Genomic DNA, 20171 nt, shown 5'->3' on the forward strand with positions numbered 1-20171 from the left:
GATCGAAAAAGCCACCCAAAAACAAATCCAAACCGCTCAAAAAATCAAACAATTAAAATACGGTTAACGGCGTTGCCTGCCACCCAGCCAGCGGAGCGGTGTCGAGCGATGCGATGTAGTAAATCTGTTCCTGGTAGAGCTCTGGATCAATCGCGGGGTGCGTGTGCTTGCCGAAAGTGTTGAACCCAAGTTCTTGTGTAGTTTTGACCTGGGCGTCGATCCATTTCCTGGCGGCATCACCGTTCGTATTGAAGTGACCATCCGGGCCGATCATATCGCTGCCATACTTCTTTAGCGTCGCCGCTTTGTTATACGGAGCCATCCACAGATGCGGCTCGATGTGGTTCACCCCAATGCTGACAAACTTCTCGCCATCCGCGTTGATGAACCACCACACGCCGTCGATCTGCTCAACGTGGATGTAGCCCGTTGCTCGATCAGCATCGGCTGCCTGGCCAATGGTTGCGGCAAAGAGTGTTGTTACGGCAATCAACAGGCCAAATCGTACTGTTTGCATGTGATGCTTCTTGTTTTTAATGACTTATACAAGCTCGACGCGAAAGCGAATGAATCTGTGTATAGCTGACACGCATGCTCGCCCCTTGTGCTTATGATATGGAGCGACAGCGATTGCTGACTAATGTCCGCGGCGAACGCTGTGTTCTTTCCACTTGTCGAACAACTCCGTATGCAGTCTTTTCAATTCTTCGGTGGTGGCTGGGTTGGTTGACTGTTCGTAGACTGAGTGATTCAGCTTCGTCACGGTCTCAATTAACTTCTCTCGTGGTTCGCCGTTGAGAGAGTAGAAGCCGTTTTGGTTGTTCTTCGCCAATGTGTCCCCTCCCTGATCGTACATGCAGGCACAATAGGTCACGCCAATCACTTGCGGGTCTTTGAAATGCCGCATTAAGTTCGCATAGTAGACCTCACCACGTGCTTCGTGTGAGACTAGCCCCGCGTGCAGACTGCCTGCTTTACCTGGATAGTGGAATCCGAAGTATTCGTCTGAGAGAATGATCGGCAGCTTGGTTGCGTCGGCGATCTCATTCACTGAAATGAACTCGTTGACGTGCTGCGGCGCGATCATGTCCACATAGGGAGCGACTTCTTTCCAGGAATCAATCGACAGCGCCCACTCCTTGATGAACGAACCGAGGATTAAGTGATTCTTATCCCAGCGGCGAATCGATTCGTGACCAAGTCGGTACAGAGAGACACACATGTGGGACACAATCGCTTCAAAATCGGCGAGCTTGTCTTTGTCCAGTGACATCCCAACACGAGGATAGTTTCGGCGTTCGTACTTTTTTTCATACTTCAGTTCGAAGGTCGACTTCAGTTCTGACATGTACTTCAGCGACGTGCCGTAGACCGTGTTGAACTTCTTCACATCGTTGTTGTACCGCTTGATCAGCAAGTCCGACAACGCTTCACGACCAGGGCTGCCAGCAGGCAAAGAGAAGTGATGGTTGACCCACTGATCGGATTGATTGAACGCTCCGAAACCATAGTAGTACCCCATGCACAACGGATCATCTTTGTACTGATTGCAGACTAAGGCTGCTCGCTCCTTGATAAGTTGTTCATAGTCGAGATGAAAGATATCCGGTAACGTTTCGCCATCGACGAACTCCCACGGGTGTTTGAGCAGGATCACACCGACGGCGAATGGGAAGTTTGCTTCGCGAAACAACTTCTCCGCCTTCTGAACATCAACGAAGCCATTCAAATTGCGTTCCGGACTCGTCGCGCTGCCTAATGCACAGTTGAAGCCCATGTCACGGGCCTTCTCGAAGGATCCTTTCAACCATGCATTCGCATCGCCACCGTACACGTTTTGGCAAGCCAGATCACTTTCGCCGGAAAGCATGTGACTGAGCGCAACTGCAAAAAACGCGTTTCCATCCGGGGTAATAAACCAGTTACGACCGTCGACCTCCTGGACGTGAAAGAAGCCCGTCGCCTTACCCTGGATGGCCGTCGTACCGCCGTATTTGTCGAGTTCGGCGGCGGTTGCCGTACTTGCGAATTGGGGTAGCACGAGGCCAATCAGCAATGCGCCGATGGCTGGAAAACGTAAAATCTGCATTGATAATCTCCGGGTGTAAAAAAGTGGGATAGGCGGCCACACTTATCCCATTTATTCAGGACTCTTGTCAGAAGGATGCGGTTTAGAGTTTTGCATTTCGAGTTTCAGCAGCGCCCACAGGTCAAGGCTGGGGACTGAGATCGATACGCCGTTCTCGTTGTGAGTGAAGCGACAGGCCACGTCTTCTTGTCCTGGTGCCGTCAGGGTGGCCGCAGTGACGGTGGACGAAAGAAGGGAATCATCAAGTGTGATGGTAAGATCGCGGAGCGCCTGCATGGAATCGCTTTGTGGCAGATAGTTTCCATTGAGCAGGTGGCAGACGAGCGTGCTGGGATCATCCGACTTGGCACGTGGCAGCACGGTCACGTCGGTGGCCCCGGTCACATCAATCGGTGGAGGTGCTAACTGTGAGAGTCGCTTTTGGTCCGGCCAGGCGACAGTCCGGACCTTTACCGCGTCCAGCACGGCGCGCTGGTCGGAATTGAGTGTGTCTGGATTCGTGACAACGAGCGCCCTCAAGCCTGCCAGGTCTTCCTTACGCAGATCAACGGGCATCCACTCGTCTCCAGCGGCAATCAGTCGGAACGGGATGTTTCGCTTCGTCAATTCGTAGCTGGCTTGTTGTGCCTGCCGTTGGCCGCGACGAAACGCTGTGTTGCTATAGATCACGCCGACGTCTGCAACCGTCTCGAAACCGTCGAATAACTTTGCGTGCTCTTGCACGAACTGGTACAGGTCGTCGCAGTCTCCCGGTTGACTCTTGTAATCGGACTGCTCCTGGCCTTCGCCGCACCACATGCTGTGCGGCACCATGAAGTGATGCCCGTAAGCGTATGATTGCGCGATCCAGGTTCGTACCAAACCACGTAGGTTGTTGTTGCGAACGAAGGCCCAGTCCTGTTTCGGAGTGCCCGTACAGACCAATCTTGTCCCCAGTGCGTCGGCAAGTTTGTAGCGAAAAATTTGCTGCTGAGGAATCTTGCGACTCGCGGCGTTCAGCATTGTTTCAGCGGTGAAGAAGTCGACGGCCGGCAACGCCCACCAGTCGCTCGGAGTATGAAACGCTGAGTTGGTGCTCAACAGCATTCGGCGTCCGGCAATCGCTTCAACCTGTTGCCGAAAGTTCTTGATGAACTCTCGCGCGGCGACATGTTGAAACGTTCGGTACTCCTGAGCCAACGGCAACGTTTCCGGCAAGTTGTAAATCTGCTTCCCGAATTGCTGATCTGTCACACCTTGCTTACGAAGCAGATCGCTTTAGTCGAAAGTAGACACGTCCGTGATGCCGTGGTTCTTTAGCACATCCGGTGACACGTTGGTTTGAACGTGCTCGCGAAAGCCTTCAACGCACGCGTCGCAAAAACAACCGCCCCCTCGGCTTGCTTTTGTAGTCACCACCATCGCGTCGATCATCAACCTGTCAGGGTTTGACGAAAGAGCCTCGCGAGCCTGATGCAGTAGATATCGCTGGTAGCCCTTCGAGTTCGTGCAGCCGAAATACGCGGGCTTGCCTTTGTAAATGCCTGTCCAAAACGGATACGTCAGTAGCTTCCCCTCAATGGTTTTGCACACGCTGTCCTCAATGTTTGGATCAAAGTCGATCCACCCCCTCCATCCGGCATCGAGTTCGACGCGTGCCTGGTACCGAGCACCAACATCATGCGCCAAGTCACATTGGCGGCGACATTCAGACGTCAATTCCTCTCCTGTCAGTTTCCACGACCGGAACCCCCAGACAACCAGTGTTGCACCGTATTGCTGATAGACTTCGGGATTTGCTGACCGAGAAAACACCACTTCGGAACGCTTGAGGCTTTCGTCAATGGACAGCCTGATTATCAAGCTCTCTCGCAGGGGATCTGCGGCCGAAGCAAGCAATGGAGTTGCGATGAGAATCATCAAGCTGATCTGCTGCAGAAGCTTCATCTTTGGTGTTTTGCGTGTCATGATAATGATCCTGTTTGGCACGCTGAGGTCATGTCAGTGGTTCGCAATCTGTAAACCATGACGACGGAAATTGCGGAAAAATAGTCAGAATTCCCATTCCGTGGGTTTACGCGGCCTCGATTTGCGACATCTCCTTGTTGTCGGTTTCCATGTGTTTTGATCCAGAATCCATCTCGACTCGATCCCCCATGAATTTGCGAATCAGCGTCGTCTGCTCGGCTATTGTGCTGCTTTCCTTCGGGAATGCCCATGCTCATGTGCTTCACGAAATTATCTATTCGCTCGACGTGAGCCCCACGTTCAGCCGGGAGGGCTTGGTGTTTGCCTTTCGTCAAGCGGCACTACAATGCCGTTAACGCGGTGACTGTAGAGAACTAATGAGACAAATCAGTGACAACGACGAAAAGGTCCAGCAGTTCTCTGCGCTGTTGGTGTCCAATCATCGCCGCATCTACGGATTCATTTTGACGCTGGTCCACGACCGCACTGCAGCCGAAGACATTCAGCAGGATGTCAGTGCGGTGCTGTGGCAGAAGTTCGATACGTTCGAAATCGGAACCGACTTTGCCGCGTGGGCGATGGCTGTCTCTCGATTGACGATTCTCAACTGGCGACGAAAGCAAAAGAAGCTCCCCTTGTCAATCGATGACCAGCAATTCGCACTCCTAGCCGACGAGGCGGTCGCGGTCAGTTGCCAACACGAAGCCCGGAAGGTCGCGCTTGGCGAATGCCTCGAAAAGATCGACTCATCTGGCCAAGAGCTGCTCGCATCGCGATTCGAGATGGCTCAAAGCGTCACGTCAATCGCCGAGCAACTGGGACGCAGTCGAGTGGCGATTTACAAGCGATTAAATCGGATTCAGTCGTTGTTGCTGGATTGCATCAACGAGAAAGTACGCGAGGGCGTTTTATGAATCAGTCATCAGATAGCTGGGAAACACGGTTGGACGAGCTTGTCGCAGCGATGCGCGATGACAGTCTCTCCAACGAACAGTCTGTCGAGCTTCAGAACCTCTTGAAAACTTAGTCCGGCGCACGACGTCGATTCGCGGAGCTGATGCACCTATCGGCCATGCTTAGCGATGGCGTACAGGCCAATGAATCCAATGCGACAAGAACGAAGTCGGTGAGCGATGTTGCGAGTGGCGATTCTGCGGCTGACACACGTCGCTTTCGGACAATCGCGGCGATCTTAATGGTAACTTCCGCTGCGATGCTTTTCGTACTGCTGTGGATACGACCTCAAGGCGTCGAGGACGACTCTGTGGCCGAAGTGTTCGACGAAGGCGTTGCGATCGTCACACAAAGCTACGACACCAAGTGGAACGGCGAAACTCAACTACAAGTTGGTTCGAGCGTTTCACAGGGGAAAGTTGAGCTACTCTCCGGTTTGATTCAGCTGGAATTCTACCGTGGTGCCGTTGTCGTGGTTGAAGGCCCTGCGGAGTTGGAGTTTGTGAATGCGGATCGCCTGATCTGTCGTCGCGGCCGTCTGCGAGCTCACGTTCCTCCCCAAGCCGAAGGATTCGCGGTGGTCTCACCGAATGTTGAACTGGTGGATCTTGGCACCGAGTTTGGGATGGATGTCTCTGGGGACGGTAGCGCTTCAGTGCACGTGTTCGATGGCAAGGTGGAGCTTTACGAGTCCGGGACGGATCGGTCCGCCAAGACACGTCAAGAATTCAACGAAAGCGAAAGTGCATCGGTTTCCGCAGCCGGAAAGATTGCACCGTCCAGTACGAAACCTGTCGAATTTGTCTCGTCATCCCAGTTACTTCAGTTAGCGTCGACACGAAATACAGCTCGGCTGGAGCAATGGAGAATGGAGCAGCAATCATTGGCCGCCAATCCACAAGCCGAGCTACTCTACACGTTCGAAAAGGATGCCTCCTCCAGTCGATTGCTGCGGAATCGATCAATCAACAATGACCAATCCAACGGAGCCATCGTTGGATGTCGGTGGACCGAAGGCCGTTGGTCCGGGAAAGATGCCTTGGAGTTCAAACACCCCGGTGATCGTGTTCGGCTGCAAATCCCCGGCGAGTTCGATTCACTGACTTGGTCTGCCTGGGTGCGGATCGACGGACTCGACCGACCTTTCATCGCCCTGTTGCTGACAAACGGTTACGACGTGGGCGAACCGCACTGGCAATTGCGAGACGACGGCCGCCTCTTACTCGGCATCCAGACTCCCAGCGGTCATGTCGCTTATGATTCCGAGCCCGTGTTAAACATCAAGCATCTTGGTCGTTGGACCCATCTGGCCACGGTATACAATAGCAAGTCCGCTCAAGTCACCCATTACATCAACGGCGAGAACGTTGGCGAGTCGCCCATCACTACCGACAAGTTCAAACTCCGATTCGGCGAAACGGAAATCGGGAACTGGGGAACACCCATGGAATACAGTCCACAGAAAATCCGAAATTTCAACGGCCAAATCGACGAACTCACCCTCTTCAGCAAAGCGCTGATAGCTGAGGAAATCCAGTCGCTTTACACAGCGGGCCTTCGCTAACTGAAGGCATCGCAAATCTGGTTCGCCTTACCGCCCAACGGCACCCCGACAAAGGACTCGAACCACACAGCCAATGCAGGTCCCGCAACCGACGAAAACCTCGACCACAAAAGGACTTGCGACCGAGGTTTTTGGTTCGTCGAGCTAGAGCATCTTTCGAATTGGTTTGCAGGATCTGCCTCGTGGCGAACAGCATTTTTACTAGAGGAATGCGTTCTTCACGGGCACACGGTTGCGCAAACTGCTCCTAGGCGAGAACCTCCTTCACGACATGCCCGTGAACGTTGGTGAGGCGGCGTTCGAGTCCGTTGTGGTAGAAGGTCAGGCGTTCGTGGTCGAGGCCCATGAGGTGGAGTAGAGTAGCGTTGAAGTCGTAGACAGTTGTTTTGTCGACCGCGGCCTTGAAGCCGAATTCATCGCTTTCTCCGTAGCTAAATCCATTTTTGACACCGGCTCCGGCGAGGAAACAGGTAAAAGCACTCGGGTTGTGGTCGCGCCCTGTTCCATTGGCTTGCAGAAACGGCATACGACCAAACTCAGTCGCCCACACGACGAGCGTGTGTTCCAGCATTCCGCGTTCTTTGAGGTCCGCGAGCAAGGCGGCTGTCGGTTGGTCCATTATCTCGGCCTGCATTGCGTGTGTTTTCGCGATGTCAGAATGCGAGTCCCAGTTCGTGATGCCGTTGCCTCCCGCTGGGTCGCTGCCATTAAAGAGTTGGACGACCCGAACACCTTTCTCCAGCAGGCGTCGGGCGAGGATGCAGTTTCGGGCATAGTGGCCACGCAGTTCGCTGCCCCCTTCGATTCCATACGCCTTCAGCGTGGACTCGGTCTCGCCAGCCAAATCCATCACGTCGGGAACCGATGTCTGCATACGACCTGCCAGCTCATAGCTAGCTATCCGCCCCGCAAGATTCGCATCGCCGGGATACTTTTCAAGATGCTTTGCGTTGAGACGTTGCAGCAATTTCACCGTTCCTCGATCGGCATTGGTCGTGAAGCTGTCAGGACGGTGCAAGTTGTTTGGCGGGTTCTTTGCCGTGAAGTCGGTTCCTTGAAATGCCGCCGGAAGGAAGCCGTTGCCAAAGTTATTCTTACCGCTGCGGGCAAGTCCACGCGGATCGTTGATGGCGACGAATGATGGTAATTCCTGATTCTCAGTCCCCAACGCGTAGGTCACCCAGGCCCCGAACGAGGGAAAGCCTTCCATCGTAAAGCCCGTGTTCATAAAGTTCTCGCCCTGCGGATGAGCACTTGTGTCAGTTGTCATAGCGTGAAGAAAACAAAAGTCGTCCACCTGTCTGGCGAGGTTTGGTAACAGATCGGAAACCATTTTCCCCGTTTCACCACGCGGCTTGAAATCCCAAAACGGCTTCGCGATGTTGCCGGTTGGCCCTTCAAATGTGACGGCTGGGAGTCCGGGAGGCTTCTGACCATGCAGCTTCATCAAGGCGGGCTTATAGTCGAACGTGTCGACATGGCTTACTGCTCCAGGGCAGTAGATGACCAATACCTGTTTGGCAGGCATCTCAAAGTGAGGCTTGCGTTCCGCATAAGGATTGTTCGGGTCGATGTCCGGACGAATTGGAGCCTTGCCGCCGACCGTTCTTGCGTCGTCGGCCAGCATACCGTCTGCATCAAGCAGACTGGCGAGTGCGAGTCCGGCCGTCGACAGGCCCGCCGTTCCGAGAAAGCTGCGGCGATCAAGTAGACGCCGACCGTTTTGTGACAAGTGTTCTGGATTGCTCATGGTAGAAACGCAAATTCGTTGGAGTTAATGATTGCACGACAAACGAATGACAGGTCGCTTGCCTTAACCAGTTCAATACAGTCTCGACGTTCGTCCGCATCGGGTGTACGACCGAGCAGTAGTTCAAAACAGCGATCCACGGATTTGATCTCGTCACCACCCGCTTCCTTTTTCGCTCGACTGGCGATCCGTTTTGATTGTTCGACAACGAAGTCACTGTTCATCAGATTCAACGCCTGCAAAGGTGTTGTTGAAACAGGACGCTTCGCCCTCACTTGCCCGCAATCGGGAAAGTCGAATGCTGTAAACATCTGGTCGTCGACCCGTCGCATTCGCTCCTGATAGATCATCCGTCGCCACGTTTCTGGTCCGTGGTTGTTGGTGACCTCCCATTGAGCGTATCGCTTCTTCACGTTGTGAATACGAAAGCTGCGGCCACCGAGTGACCGGTCAAGCGAATCTGAAGCCTGTAAGATCGAATCACGAATGACTTCAGCTTCGACTCGCTTCGGAGGGAAACGCCAGAGCAATGCCGCGTTGGCATCGACAGCGAGTGCTTTCTCACGCGGTAAGCTCGATTGTTGGAATGCTTCAGACATGACCATCAATCGAATCAGGTGTTTCATCGACCAAGGATTTGGCTCAGTGCCCTGATTCATTGTCGGGGTGATCAGTTCAGCCGCCAACCAGTCGAGAAGTTCGGGATGAGTTGGCAGGCTACCTGCCGCACCAAAGTCGGAAGTCGTCGTTACGATTCCCTGCCCAAAGACATGATGCCAGAGCCGATTGGCAACGACACGAGACGTCAGCGGATTTGATGGATCGATGAGCCAATTTGCAAATGCGACGCGTCGCTGCTTACCGGTAGCATTGGGCTGTAACTTCAAGTCGCCGCCAAGTTCCGCAAGTCCGGATGCGAAGACTTCATCACGGGGACTCTCCGGGCTCCCGCGACTCAGCACGTGTGTTTTCGCTGGTTGAACGAATCGGGCAATGAAACTGGGTTTCGGACCTTCTTCGTTGATTTCTTGAACGAGCTGTTGGACCTGCTTGAGTATTCCAGCTCGAGATTTGTGCTGTTTATTCAATTGTTGATACTGCGGGGTCGCCGCAACGTGCTCCCATTTGCCATTGTCTGCCTGCACTTCGATGCGATAGGGAGCGACGTGTCCCGTGTTAAGGCCTTCGAGATAATCTGTTTCGAGGAAGTCTTCGCGGTTGGAGCTGATCCGGATGCGATTGATTTCACGCGGTTCGGTGAATGTGAATTGCACCCAAGGTTTCTCATCGCTGCCATCGGGTGACTTTCCTGCCCACTGTTCAGTGCCGTACTCGCCATCGTTGATCTTGTCGAGTTCTTTCCGCACGACGGCGAATTCATTGGGACTGTGAGTCTTGGTCCCCATGGAGGCAAGTGCGAGGTTTTGGTACCCATACTTGTTTCCAAAGATTTCAAGCTCGTCGATATAGGCGCTCCTGGTTAGGAACGAAATGCGGACCGAGTTTGCTGTCGTTGCTGGAAAGTAGATTTCGCGAAAGCCTGTCCAGTGCTCTTCCCATGTTCCCATCTCTCGGAGTTTGGCCCGTAGCTTGAAGACCTCCGAAAACAATTCTTGGCCACGAAGGCGTCGAGGATGATCCTCGGCCAGTTCCGGAAAGCGGCTGCCGAATTCGATGTCCTGAAAAACCGCCGAGATCGAGTAGTAGTCTGTAATGGAAATTGGATCGAATTTGTGGTTGTGACAACGAGCACAGCCGATCGTCATTCCCATCGCAGAGGCTCCAACCGTTTGCAATATTTCGTCCATGCGGTCTGCCCGTGCCTGACGCCTTGCCGCTGGCTCCTGTCCGACAGTGGCGACCGGAACGTGAGGACCGGAAACGAGGTAACCGGTGGCGTCACCATGTCCAGTCGTGTCGCCGGCAATCTGCTCGAACAGAAAGCGATCGTACGGTTTGTCTTCATTGAACGCCCGAATCACATAGTCACGATAGATCCACGCGTTCTTCCGGTACATGTTGCTTTCGCTGCCATTCGTTTCGGCCCAGCGAATCACGTCCAACCAGTGCTGAGCCCACCTTTCACCGAAATGCGGTGAATCGAGCAACCGATCAACCAGGTTTGTATACGCTTGCTTTGAATCTCTCTCAAACGCTTTCACAAATTCTGCAGTTTCTTCGGGAGTTGGCGCGAGTCCCGTCAGTACGATCGATGCTCGTCGAATCAACGATCCAGGTTCGGCACTCTGAGAGAATGAAAGTTCATGTTTCGCGAGCGACTTCAGCAAGAAGGCGTCGATTGGGTTTTCAGGATTCGCATCCAACTGCGGGACGTCAGCACGCACGATTGGTTGGAATGACCAATGGTTTGACTTCTCCTCCGCGACAGCTTCCATCTGTCCCGGCCAGACGGCACCTTCTTTAATCCAACGAGTCAGCAGGTCGATTTCATTGTCGGGAAGCCTGTCCTCGTCGGGCGGCATCCGCATCTCTGCGTCGCTATGGCGAATCAATTCGATCAGATAACTCTTATCGGGTTTCCCCGGAACGATGGTCGCCAATCCGGAATCTCCGCCTCTTAACATCTTGTGACGAAGGTCCAATCGCAGTCCCGATTCCTGTTCATCCTCTCCGTGGCAATGCCAACAACGTTCTTCCAGAATCGGCGCGATGTCACGTTTGAAGTCAACGTCGTCAGCAGTTGACACCTGCGGGATCGCAGCAACCCCCATGACAACAAGGGGGAATAGAATTTTGATATTGTGAATCGACATGTGAGAATCCGTGTTACAGAGCAGCTTTCCAGCCCTTGTTGAGTTGATCCATCAGCGAATTGACGACCTTTGGATGATCACCAGCGACGTTCTTTGTTTCCTGCGGGTCTACTTTGTGGTCAAAGAGTTCAACGAAGATCGGCTCGGCCTTCGCGTTTCGATGGTCTCGCCACACGACGAGACGATAGCGGTCTGTCCGCATGGTGTACCCCATCAGGTGTTTCTCAAACAGTTCGCGCTCCCACTTCTTGCCTTGCTGGTCAATGATCCGCTGTTCGACGTCTTTGATGAGCGGACCAAACCATGTCTCCCTCATGCCCTGAGAAAGCGGGTTGGCGGCCCACTCACGCAACGCGGGATTCGGATACTGACTGAATGCAGCCTTTTTCCATTGTCGATTCGGTTCGTCAAGCAATGGCGCGAAGCTGTGTCCTTCCAGATGCGTTGGCGATGGAACCTTTGCCAACTCGCAAAGTGTCGGAAAGATGTCGACCAGCTCCACTAAAGCGTTGGTTTTGTGGCCACGAGCTTTCATGTTTGGAGTCCAGATCAATAGCGGGACGCGAGTTGCAATTTCGTAGTTAGTTGCCTTGCCCCAGACACCCATGTCGCCAAGATGCCATCCATGATCGCCCCAAACGATGACGATCGTGTTCTCGCGGAGGCCAGCTTCGTCAAGTGCTTTTAACAACAGTCCAATTTGGGCATCGACGTAACTGGTGCTCGCGAGGTAGGCATGCTTGAGCGTTCGGGCCAAGTCACCGTCGATTGCGCCGTGCTTAGGAATGTTGGAGCGAGTTCGCAATTCAAACGAAGCATGCAGCCCCATTACCGCACCATCAGTCGGTGCAATTCCATTGGTCGCGAGTTGAATTTTCCCTGGATCGTACAACTCCCAATACTTTTGCGGGGCGCACCAGTTGAGGTGTGGCAAATGGTAACCCATGCCGAGGAAGAATGGTTTGTCGTCGCTGGCCACCTGCTTCATCGTCTTGATAGCCAGTAACGTGTTGTATCCATCGATGTACGCATGATCCGGGACCTCGGCGCGCTCGAAAGCTGGACCGCTGGCCAGTCCGCGACGTGCTGCGTCTCCGTATTTGGCAAACATCTCTTTAAAGTTTTCGTTACGGAGTTTGACGTTTTCCGGGAGGCAATACGGTCCACTGGGCTTCTTGATGTCCGGGCCCAGCCACTTTGCCGCAGGACGACTCCACGAACGCTCCTCGTCGGTATCTCCGTTGTGAAAGATCTTGCCGACATAAGCCGTGTTGTACCCGTGTGCGATCAGATGCTGTGGCAGAGTGAGGATGTCAGGCTGCAACTCCCGCAATGAGACGTAGTTGTGAAACAGCCCCGTCGTTTCCGGCCGAGTCCCGGTCATCAGACTTGCTCTCGACGGACGGCAAATTGCCTGTTGACAGTAAGCCCGATTGAATAGCAACCCCTCCTTGGCAAGCCCGTCCAGATTCGGCGTGACCGCGATCTCTGATCCGTAGCAGCCCAATTCCGGTCGCAGATCGTCGATCGCAATGAACAAGATGTTTGGCTTGTTCGTTGCTACATTCTCCGCCATCGCTGATGTTGACAGAATAATCGTTGCCAATATCAATCGTAGCGCTTGTGTCATTCCAGGTAATCTTTTCATGTTGGTCACGACGCTCATCATTCTTGGTTTGCTTTCTTTTGCGCGAACCAGACCTGTCGCTCTTTGCCGGACGCAATGCCATCCTTGTTGGTGTCGATCTCGGCAAAATTGGATTCGACCTTGTCCTGATTCCATGCCCAGCCGTTCTTCTCCCAATTCGTTCTTTCTTTGTCGATGTATTGCTGCTTAGTCCAATCGGTGCCGGAGGGAGGCATCGCCGATGATTCGCCGACGAGTCGCCAGACCCGCACGTAGTCGACGGACATCTGCGTAGGGAATCCATCAACAGTTGTCTTGTCGGGAACAGGAGCCATCTGGCCTTCTTTGTAAGTAACAAAGGGATATCGAAGGCCAAGTGAAAGTGTCACGTGCATCGGCAGGTGCCAATACAGGTTTGGCTTTCGTCCGATTTCCTTCCCATCGATATACCAGACGATCTCTTCCTTCGTATTCTTGACCGCATAGACGTGATAGTCCTCGCGAGGGTCCCAAGGAGAATCGAAATATGTCTTGCAGAGTTCCGGATTGGTGTGGGGGCGAGTCCAGACTCGCTTGCCATCTTTCATCAGCACCGTGTGCAGATTGCAGTCGATGCGAGTGACTGGAAAGTGCTTCTTTGTCTCGAAGTCGTACTCGCTTTGCTGTAACTCAACGATGTCAATTTCTGAATAGGCAACTGTCTCGCCATCACGGGCTTTGAACCGATTCTGCGGTCCAATGCTGTAGAGCCAGAATGATGGGCAGGCTCCGGGGTATCGAGAGCATCCCTTGATGCGTGCCTCGAAGTAGCCGTAAGTCATCGTCTTGTCGATACGAGCCATCCCGGAGGTGTAGTGCAGTTGCTCCCCGCGTCGCTGATGATCTTTCTGCACCATTCGCAGATGCATTGATCCATCATTCTGTGTAACGTTGTCAGGTTCCCAACTCCAAGGCCCAAAATCCTTTGAGTCGATGTTCCACTTTTCAAGGTCCACCTTGTCGTCGTTAAATTCATCAGACTGTTCAGCGACAAACATCAACTCATTCGCTGTCGCGCCGATATCACCAGTGGGCAACGGATCGGCGGCGATTGCGGATATCGAATGCGACAGGATCAAGGTCGAAAGGAGCAGAGGTTTCATGGTGTTTTCCGGTGGTTTGTTGTTTCGTTGGCTAGAGCAGTTTGCTCGACCGTTTGCCCGTGAAGAACGCATTCTCTAGAACTGATCCTGAAACTTGAAATTGCTCTCTCAAACGTTGAGGAAAGCATCTATTCCAGAGGTTTTCGGACTGGTTCTAGTAAAAATGCTGTTCGCCACGAGGCAGAACCTGTAAACCAAATCGAAAGATGCTCTAGTTGCTTAGCGAGAAAGTGCCATCGAAGTATGGCAGGCGGTTGGAACTCCATACTTCCGCCTGCTTTTCGCTGTCAAACCAAAGCGGTCGCTTGTGGCTTTGGCAGAGCTTTTCAACTTCCGCGACCATCTCCTTGAGACGTTCAGGGTGCTTGGTGCTGAGATCGTTCGTTTCTCCTATGTCTTCTTGCAGGTTGAAAAGGTGCCAGTTGCCGTTCTTGTGACAGATCTTCCACTGGTCTTTTCTCGCCCCAACATCTGTGGTGTTGAACTGGTGCCGCACTGTGTAGATCAATTCGCCTTCTCGAGCATTTTTGCCTGCCAGCACAGCATCCCAGATGTCTTTCCCATCCAATTGCTTGTCTTTGGGGATTTCGGCCTGAGCGAGCCGTGCCAGCGTCGGATAGAAATCAAGTGCTGTGATCGGATGATCGTATCGCTGCCCGGCCTTCACGACGCCTGGCCAGTGAAAGAACATCGGCGATCGATAGCCGCCTTCGTATGTGTCGCCTTTCACGCCCTTGAGCGGAAGATTGCTGGCTCCCTGGTCAGTGCGGCCTCCGTTGTCGCTGAAAAAAACAATCAACGTATTGTTGTACTGCCCCGAGGCTTTCAATGCGTCGACAAGCGACTGGATGCCACGGTCCAACGCATGAACCATGCCCGCATAAATGCGTCGCTTGCCATTCAATTTCGGATACTGAGCCATGTCTTCTTCCTTCGCAGCCAACACGGTGTGCGGTGCGTTGTATGACATGAACAGAAAAAACGGTTTCTCTGTTTTCGACGACTCTTCAATGAATCGAACGCCTTCGCGTGAAAGCACATCCGTCATGTAGTCCTTCTCAGTGAGACCGGTAACCTCGATTCCGTTATGCTCGGGAAACCGTTTGTAATCCCAAACATTGCCTTTTACGTTGTTCGCTTTGTAGGGACCGAAGTAGAGGATGCCTCCACCAAGAAAACCGTAGAAATCATCAAAGCCTCGCCGGTTCGGATGATACTCCGGTTGCTGCCCCAAATGCCATTTCCCCATGATTCCGGTGCGGTATCCAGCATCCTGCAGGACCGTGCTGAAAAGCGTTTCGTCCGTACTGATACCCTGATCACGGTAATGCCCCTTGCTGTGATCAGGCAGATTGAACGGCGCCCCAAATTTATACGGGTATCGTCCTGACAACAGCGCCATACGGCTCGGACCACAGAATGGATGCACGACATAGGCTGAAGAGAAAACAGTTCCACCTCCGGCCAATCTGTCCAGCGTCGGCGTGCGAATATCAGTCGCTCCGTTGAATCCAACGTCGCCGTAGCCGAGGTCATCCGCCAGAATTAAGAGAATGTTAGGCCGACCCGATTCGGCAGCCCCTGCAATTGCTGGTGTGATTCCCACTGCGACAACAACGAGTGCTAATGTGATTGTAAGTTTCATTGCTATCAGTAACCCAGAGGTTTTCCGTTTTGAAAAAGCGAGGTAATTTCTTCTGATGTGAGTGCTGCATGAAAGATGGCTAGTTCATCGATCGTGCCACTCAAGTTGCGAACGGAGAACCAGGGGGTCTTGCGAAACGGCTGCCCCCAGTTTCCGATCTCTGCGGGACCGATACGCAGAGTATCGATGTGGAACTTATCGATGATCTCTTCGCTGCCAACTTGTTTGCCGTTTGCGTATTGCACAACTCGACGACTTGCTGGGTCATAAATAGCAGCGAGGTGAAACCACTGCCCGCTCTTGGAGAGATCCCAAATCGGTTCTGAGTAGTAGACGCGAGCAAGCCCTGCTGTCTCGACTTCACGCTGTTCTAGTTTGCTGAAGGTCCGAACGCTCTGAGTGTCATCCACCATGACCGAAAACATCAGACGACCATCGTTGCGAATCTGCCAATGCAATTCACCCGTCTCGTACCCATCACTCATGAACAGCCCGTTGTAGACATGTTCGAGGCTGTCGATTCTCACCCAGCATGCAAAAGTAAACGCCTGATACTCGCCATCAATGCGTGTGCGTACACGCGAACCGGGGCGGCCAAAATTCAGCCCGGATGACTGTGGTCCAAAACGACCGCTAGTATGCTCAACCGGACCAATGAGTTTGCCATCGAGACCATGGCCAGTGCCTGCCTCATTGCGGACGACGCGTTCCGCAGGAGTCTCGGCGATCGGGAAATAAGCGATCAGACGGTCGTCCTGCCGCAGTTCCCGCGAATGAGCCTGCCAGGCGGCGAACCGCTCTGACACAGCGTTTTCTCGCCGAAACTTCAGTTCATCCAGCGTGCTGAGCCCATCGAAGGGTTCGGGCATTTCTGTTCCTTTCAACCACCGCCGTTGTCCGGTTAGCAGATGGTTGCCATCGTGCTGGCCTCCTCGAATCTCGACTTCGCCGTCAATCACTTCAACGCGAGCGTTCTCCGATTTCACTTCCAGTGCGAACTCTGTTCCCAGGTCGACAATCTCGGAACCAGCCGCTTTGACAATGAAACCACGTGCCGCAGGAGGGACGTTCGCTCGAAGACGACCGCTCGCAACTTCAACTAACCAATCCGACTCAATGTTCAGATCCGCCGGGCCTTCAACAATTAAAGTGGCACCACAAAAAAAATCGATCTCTGCGACGCCTTCATCGAATTGAAGCCGACCGTTCGGTAGAACGTCACCTTCCCGGTATTCGGAGCCACCATGAGACCATTTTAAATCGACCGATCGTCGGAGCGTCGCATGTCCGGAGATCTGCGAGTCCTTCGGCTCAGCAGTTTGTTCACCACTTATGGTTAAATTCGACGTTCGGTTATTCTGCTGCCCAAACCAAAAGGCGACACCACTGAATGCAACAAGGATCGTCGCTGCTATCGCCACCTGGCCAAGCGTAAATCGACCAGCCGCGGACCGACGCGTCGATTCGTGCTGGGGCACTGAAAGAATTGACTCATCCGTCTCGGAAGGATTCAGATCGGATGCACCCAGTGCAATCTCACTGAGGGTCTCGCAAAGTGTGACCGCCCGCAGATACTCGACTCGGACCTCATCATCCTCTTCAATGGCATCCTGCAACCGACCAAACTCTGCCGGGGTAATGGTCTGGTCGATCGCCTTGAAAATCAGATTTCGCGTCGCTTCATCCATTGCTGGCCTCCCCAGCGATTCGTTTCTCGACACAGTCGAGTAGGCGTTTACGCAAGGCATTGACCTTGCTGTAGAGCCGCCGAGCGGCTTCTCCCGTTTCCTCTGCGATCGCAGCAATGGATTCGCCAGGTGAGTGGACGCTCAAGACAAGTCGCCGTTGATCGTCCCGCAATTCTCCAAGACATGACTCAATCGCCGATTGCTCCAATTCCTGCTGATCGATATTGTCCAACGCCGCCTGAGCCAACCGGTCAATCACGCTCTCGCGAAACACCAACCGATCTCGCGTTCTATCACGCTGCCAGCTCATCGCCTTGTAACGGGCGATCACGCAAGCCCAGCGAATAAATTCCTGAACCGAATCTTCCGGACTTTCAGGTTGGAATTCCGAGAACTTGTTCCAGCACTCGAGAGCTGTGTCCTGAACGACGTCGTCGACTCCATCCCGCGATGGCAGCAAGGAACGCACGAATCGCCGAATCGACTGTTCATGTCGAGCCAACAATGCGACGAACTCGTTATATCGCTGATCTCGGTCAGATTCGTGGTCCATTTTCTTCTCGGTAAATGGTGATTCGGGTCATCCCGATGAATAGATATTCCGCAGCAACGTCGAATTACCGCTGCATCCTGATATTTTTGCAAAAAATTCGCCACGCGGAACTGCACGCGGAACTGCACCGGCAGTAATCCCGCAACACGAGCTGTTAATTCAGCCGGGATCGGGATCTGTTTACGCAGCGGCGTCTGTCAGAAGTCGTCCTTCCTGGACGGCGTATCGGCTATTCGACGTCTCGGACGACTATGTAGGAACCTGCACCGAATGTGACGACAGTTATTGCCGCGACTGCCTCGAAAATGAACTCTGTCCCAAGAGAGTTCAGTTGACGTTGAGACGCTCGAGAGGGTCTTCGGCCACTGTGACTGGGCTGTGATGTTCATTATCGCCCAAGGCGGAAAGACTTACGCAGAACTCTCCTGGCGTCATGGCGGTCCTGCGGCACTTCGCATGAATGTGGAAATCGATTATTCACAACCGTTCGCCAGCAGCGACCAGCATACGTGGAACGCAGAATATCGCAGCTGCGTTCACAAGCAACACGCACTCAATCCGCACGACTTCGACGAATGGGAAGAGTGGCTCTCTGACAACGGAGACGCTTCAGAACTCAACAGAGATCGAGCACGTGATTTCAGCACCCAAAAATCGACTACGAATCCATCATGAACTCAGACCTCCCGGAGAACGCATGACCACAACGAAAGACCGCTTCACTCGTCAGCAAGAACTGGTCCCGATGGAGAAACTTAAGAATCTCAAAGTGACCGTGATTGGAGTCGGCGCCATCGGCCGCCAAGTTGCCATTCAACTCGCTTCCATCGGTGCCAGGTCGATTCAACTTATCGACTTCGACACAGTCGAACCCACCAACATCACTACTCAGGGTTATTTTGAAGCAAACCTCGGTCGCTCCAAAGTCGAAGCGACTGCGGAGCATAGAGGAAACTGCTCTAGGCAATGATCTCCGGTATCATTTCACCGCCAAACTGGGAGAGTTGCTTGTAGCGACCTGCGTGGAAGTAGGTCAATTTGTTGTCGTCCAGCCCCAAGAGATGCAGCATCGTGATATGAACATCTCGGATTGGGTGTACAACTTCCACCGCCTCAGAACCAATTTCGTCTGTCGCCCCCACAACACTCCCGGCTTTCGTCCCCCCACCTGCGAACCACATGTTCATTGCGTCAGCATTGTGGCCGCGACCAAGCGCGGTGACTCCGCCTCGGTAGTTGTTATCAGGAGTTCGCCCAAATTCTCCTGTCCAGACTACTAACGTGTCATCAAGCAGTCCTCGCGTTTTCAAATCTTTGACCAGAGCCGCGATCGGTTGATCAACACTGGCGATTCGAGAGGAATGGCCTTTTTCAAGGTAGTCATGGCTGTCCCATCCTCCAGCGAAAATTTGCACAAATCGAACGCCCTCTTCGACAAGACGACGAGCCATCATACACTGTCGCCCGAAACCGGCTGTTTCTTTGCGATCAAGTCCGTATGCCTCTTGAAGGTGTTTCGGCTCGCGATCGATATCAATAATTCCGGGAACTGCCATCTGCATGCGGTAAGCCAATTCATAACTTTCCATTCGAGCAGCCAACTCAGCATGTTCAGGATGATCCTGTGCATGAGCGTTATTCAGCATCGCCAGTTGATCAAGTGCCTTTCGCTGGTGCTCCCGTGTCTTGTACTTCGGTGGATTGAGATCCAAAATCGGTGAGCCAGTTGAACGGAGACGCGTCCCCTGAAAGTGAGCGGGGAGAAACCCATTCGTCCAATTCGCTGGACCAGCCTGAGGCAACGCGAGCTCAGTCATCACAACGTAACCAGGGAGGTTTCGATTCTCTGAGCCAAGACCGTAAGTCACCCAGGAGCCGACCCCCGGATCGCCTCCCAGTCTGCTGCCGGTATTCATATGCAGTAGTGCTTCAGGATGATTGAGCGACTCAGCCTTGCAGCCTCGGTACACGCAGAGTTCGTCAGCGACTTCCGGGTCCGCCAAATACTTCCACTGGTCAGACATCTCGATACCGGAGTTGCCGACCTTGCGAGACTTAAACGGACTGCCCACATAAAACCGCTTTCCTGTCGCAAGCCCTTTTGTCCGTGTCGACTCGCTAAGATGCAGCTTCGTCAGTGCAGGCTTAGGATCAAAGGTGTCGATGTGTGACGGCCCCCCTTCCATGAAGAGCATGATGACAGCCTTGGCTTTCGGCTCGTGCATCGGCTGCTTAGTAGCCAGCGGTCCTTCACGGCTCTCTGCTTGCAAAGATGTTAATGCGAGGGCGCCTAATGAGGAGCCGAGGCCGTACAAAAAGTCACGTCGATGGAGAGTTGTCATACTTCGTCCATTCAGTTTTAAGAGAGTGAGTGATGTTTAGAGCCAGTCCGAGCCTTCTGGAATAGTTGCCGTTCTCAATGATTGAGACAGCAAGAT

The 20171-nt window shown here is 53.3% G+C and carries 17 protein-coding genes; 4 read left to right on the plus strand and 13 right to left on the minus strand.

The window, feature by feature from the left end; genetic code table 11:
• Window positions 1-52: 52 nt before the first annotated feature.
• The 5 genes from ACN0YR_RS24085 to ACN0YR_RS24105 form a co-directional block, all read right to left on the minus strand.
• Entirely contained in the window at window positions 53-517 is a 465-nt protein-coding gene (locus ACN0YR_RS24085; protein WP_417851764.1) for a hypothetical protein, read from the minus strand.
• A 120-nt stretch (window positions 518-637) separates the two neighbouring features.
• The gene (locus tag ACN0YR_RS24090) at window positions 638-2089 is read right to left on the minus strand and encodes a hypothetical protein (protein WP_417851765.1); all 1452 of its coding nucleotides are present in this window, start codon (window positions 2087-2089) and stop codon (window positions 638-640) included.
• Window positions 2090-2140: 51 nt separating this feature from the next.
• Entirely contained in the window at window positions 2141-3322 is a 1182-nt protein-coding gene (locus ACN0YR_RS24095; protein WP_417851766.1) for a hypothetical protein, read from the minus strand.
• 24 nt (window positions 3323-3346) lie between these two features.
• Window positions 3347-4036 (minus strand): hypothetical protein, encoded by a 690-nt coding sequence (locus ACN0YR_RS24100; protein WP_417851767.1) that lies wholly within the window; start codon window positions 4034-4036, stop codon window positions 3347-3349.
• Window positions 4033-4287 carry a hypothetical protein gene (locus tag ACN0YR_RS24105; RefSeq protein ID WP_417851768.1) on the minus strand — a complete coding sequence of 85 codons (255 nt, stop codon included), beginning with the start codon at window positions 4285-4287 and terminating at the stop codon, window positions 4033-4035. Before ACN0YR_RS24105 ends, ACN0YR_RS24100 begins: the two co-directional genes overlap by 4 nt.
• A gap of 126 nt (window positions 4288-4413) precedes the next feature.
• Here ACN0YR_RS24105 and ACN0YR_RS24110 point away from each other — a divergent pair, with 126 nt between their 5' ends.
• Both ACN0YR_RS24110 and ACN0YR_RS24115 read left to right on the plus strand, forming a co-directional pair.
• Window positions 4414-4950 carry a sigma-70 family RNA polymerase sigma factor gene (locus ACN0YR_RS24110; protein ID WP_417851769.1) on the plus strand — a complete coding sequence of 179 codons (537 nt, stop codon included), beginning with the start codon at window positions 4414-4416 and terminating at the stop codon, window positions 4948-4950.
• A 143-nt stretch (window positions 4951-5093) separates the two neighbouring features.
• A complete protein-coding gene (locus tag ACN0YR_RS24115; protein ID WP_417851770.1) occupies window positions 5094-6554 on the plus strand; it encodes a LamG-like jellyroll fold domain-containing protein in 1461 nt (486 codons plus the stop codon).
• 247 nt (window positions 6555-6801) lie between these two features.
• Here ACN0YR_RS24115 and ACN0YR_RS24120 read toward each other — a convergent pair whose 3' ends face one another.
• The 7 genes from ACN0YR_RS24120 to ACN0YR_RS24150 form a co-directional block, all read right to left on the minus strand.
• Window positions 6802-8304, minus strand: a complete 1503-nt coding sequence (locus ACN0YR_RS24120) for a DUF1501 domain-containing protein (protein WP_417851771.1) — start codon at window positions 8302-8304, stop codon at window positions 6802-6804.
• Window positions 8301-11078, minus strand: a complete 2778-nt coding sequence (locus ACN0YR_RS24125; protein WP_417851772.1) for a DUF1553 domain-containing protein — start codon at window positions 11076-11078, stop codon at window positions 8301-8303. Before ACN0YR_RS24125 ends, ACN0YR_RS24120 begins: the two co-directional genes overlap by 4 nt.
• Before the next feature lie 13 nt (window positions 11079-11091).
• Window positions 11092-12726 carry a sulfatase gene (locus ACN0YR_RS24130; RefSeq protein ID WP_417851773.1) on the minus strand — a complete coding sequence of 545 codons (1635 nt, stop codon included), beginning with the start codon at window positions 12724-12726 and terminating at the stop codon, window positions 11092-11094.
• Between the two features lie 17 nt (window positions 12727-12743).
• A complete protein-coding gene (locus ACN0YR_RS24135; protein WP_417851774.1) occupies window positions 12744-13847 on the minus strand; it encodes a kappa-carrageenase in 1104 nt (367 codons plus the stop codon).
• A 211-nt stretch (window positions 13848-14058) separates the two neighbouring features.
• Entirely contained in the window at window positions 14059-15492 is a 1434-nt protein-coding gene (locus tag ACN0YR_RS24140; RefSeq protein WP_417851775.1) for a sulfatase-like hydrolase/transferase, read from the minus strand.
• 5 nt (window positions 15493-15497) lie between these two features.
• Entirely contained in the window at window positions 15498-17180 is a 1683-nt protein-coding gene (locus ACN0YR_RS24145) for a LamG-like jellyroll fold domain-containing protein (RefSeq protein WP_417851776.1), read from the minus strand.
• Entirely contained in the window at window positions 17173-17733 is a 561-nt protein-coding gene (locus ACN0YR_RS24150; RefSeq protein WP_417851777.1) for a sigma-70 family RNA polymerase sigma factor, read from the minus strand. The genes ACN0YR_RS24145 and ACN0YR_RS24150 overlap by 8 nt, the downstream gene beginning before the upstream one ends.
• A gap of 381 nt (window positions 17734-18114) precedes the next feature.
• Between ACN0YR_RS24150 and ACN0YR_RS24155 the strand changes: the two genes are divergently transcribed.
• Together ACN0YR_RS24155 and ACN0YR_RS24160 are read left to right on the plus strand one after the other, a co-directional pair.
• Window positions 18115-18408, plus strand: coding sequence for a hypothetical protein (locus ACN0YR_RS24155; protein ID WP_417851778.1), 294 nt, complete (start codon window positions 18115-18117; stop codon window positions 18406-18408).
• A gap of 22 nt (window positions 18409-18430) precedes the next feature.
• Entirely contained in the window at window positions 18431-18703 is a 273-nt protein-coding gene (locus ACN0YR_RS24160) for a ThiF family adenylyltransferase (protein WP_417851779.1), read from the plus strand.
• Here the strand turns inward: ACN0YR_RS24160 and ACN0YR_RS24165 are convergent.
• Window positions 18693-20075: a DUF1501 domain-containing protein gene (locus ACN0YR_RS24165; protein WP_417851780.1), complete on the minus strand. Its 1383-nt coding sequence runs from the start codon at window positions 20073-20075 to the stop codon at window positions 18693-18695. The genes ACN0YR_RS24160 and ACN0YR_RS24165 overlap by 11 nt on opposite strands.
• Window positions 20076-20171: the final 96 nt, after the last annotated feature.

The sequence above is a fragment of the Thalassoglobus sp. genome, assembly GCF_048270125.1.
Lineage (GTDB): Bacteria > Planctomycetota > Planctomycetia > Planctomycetales > Planctomycetaceae > Thalassoglobus.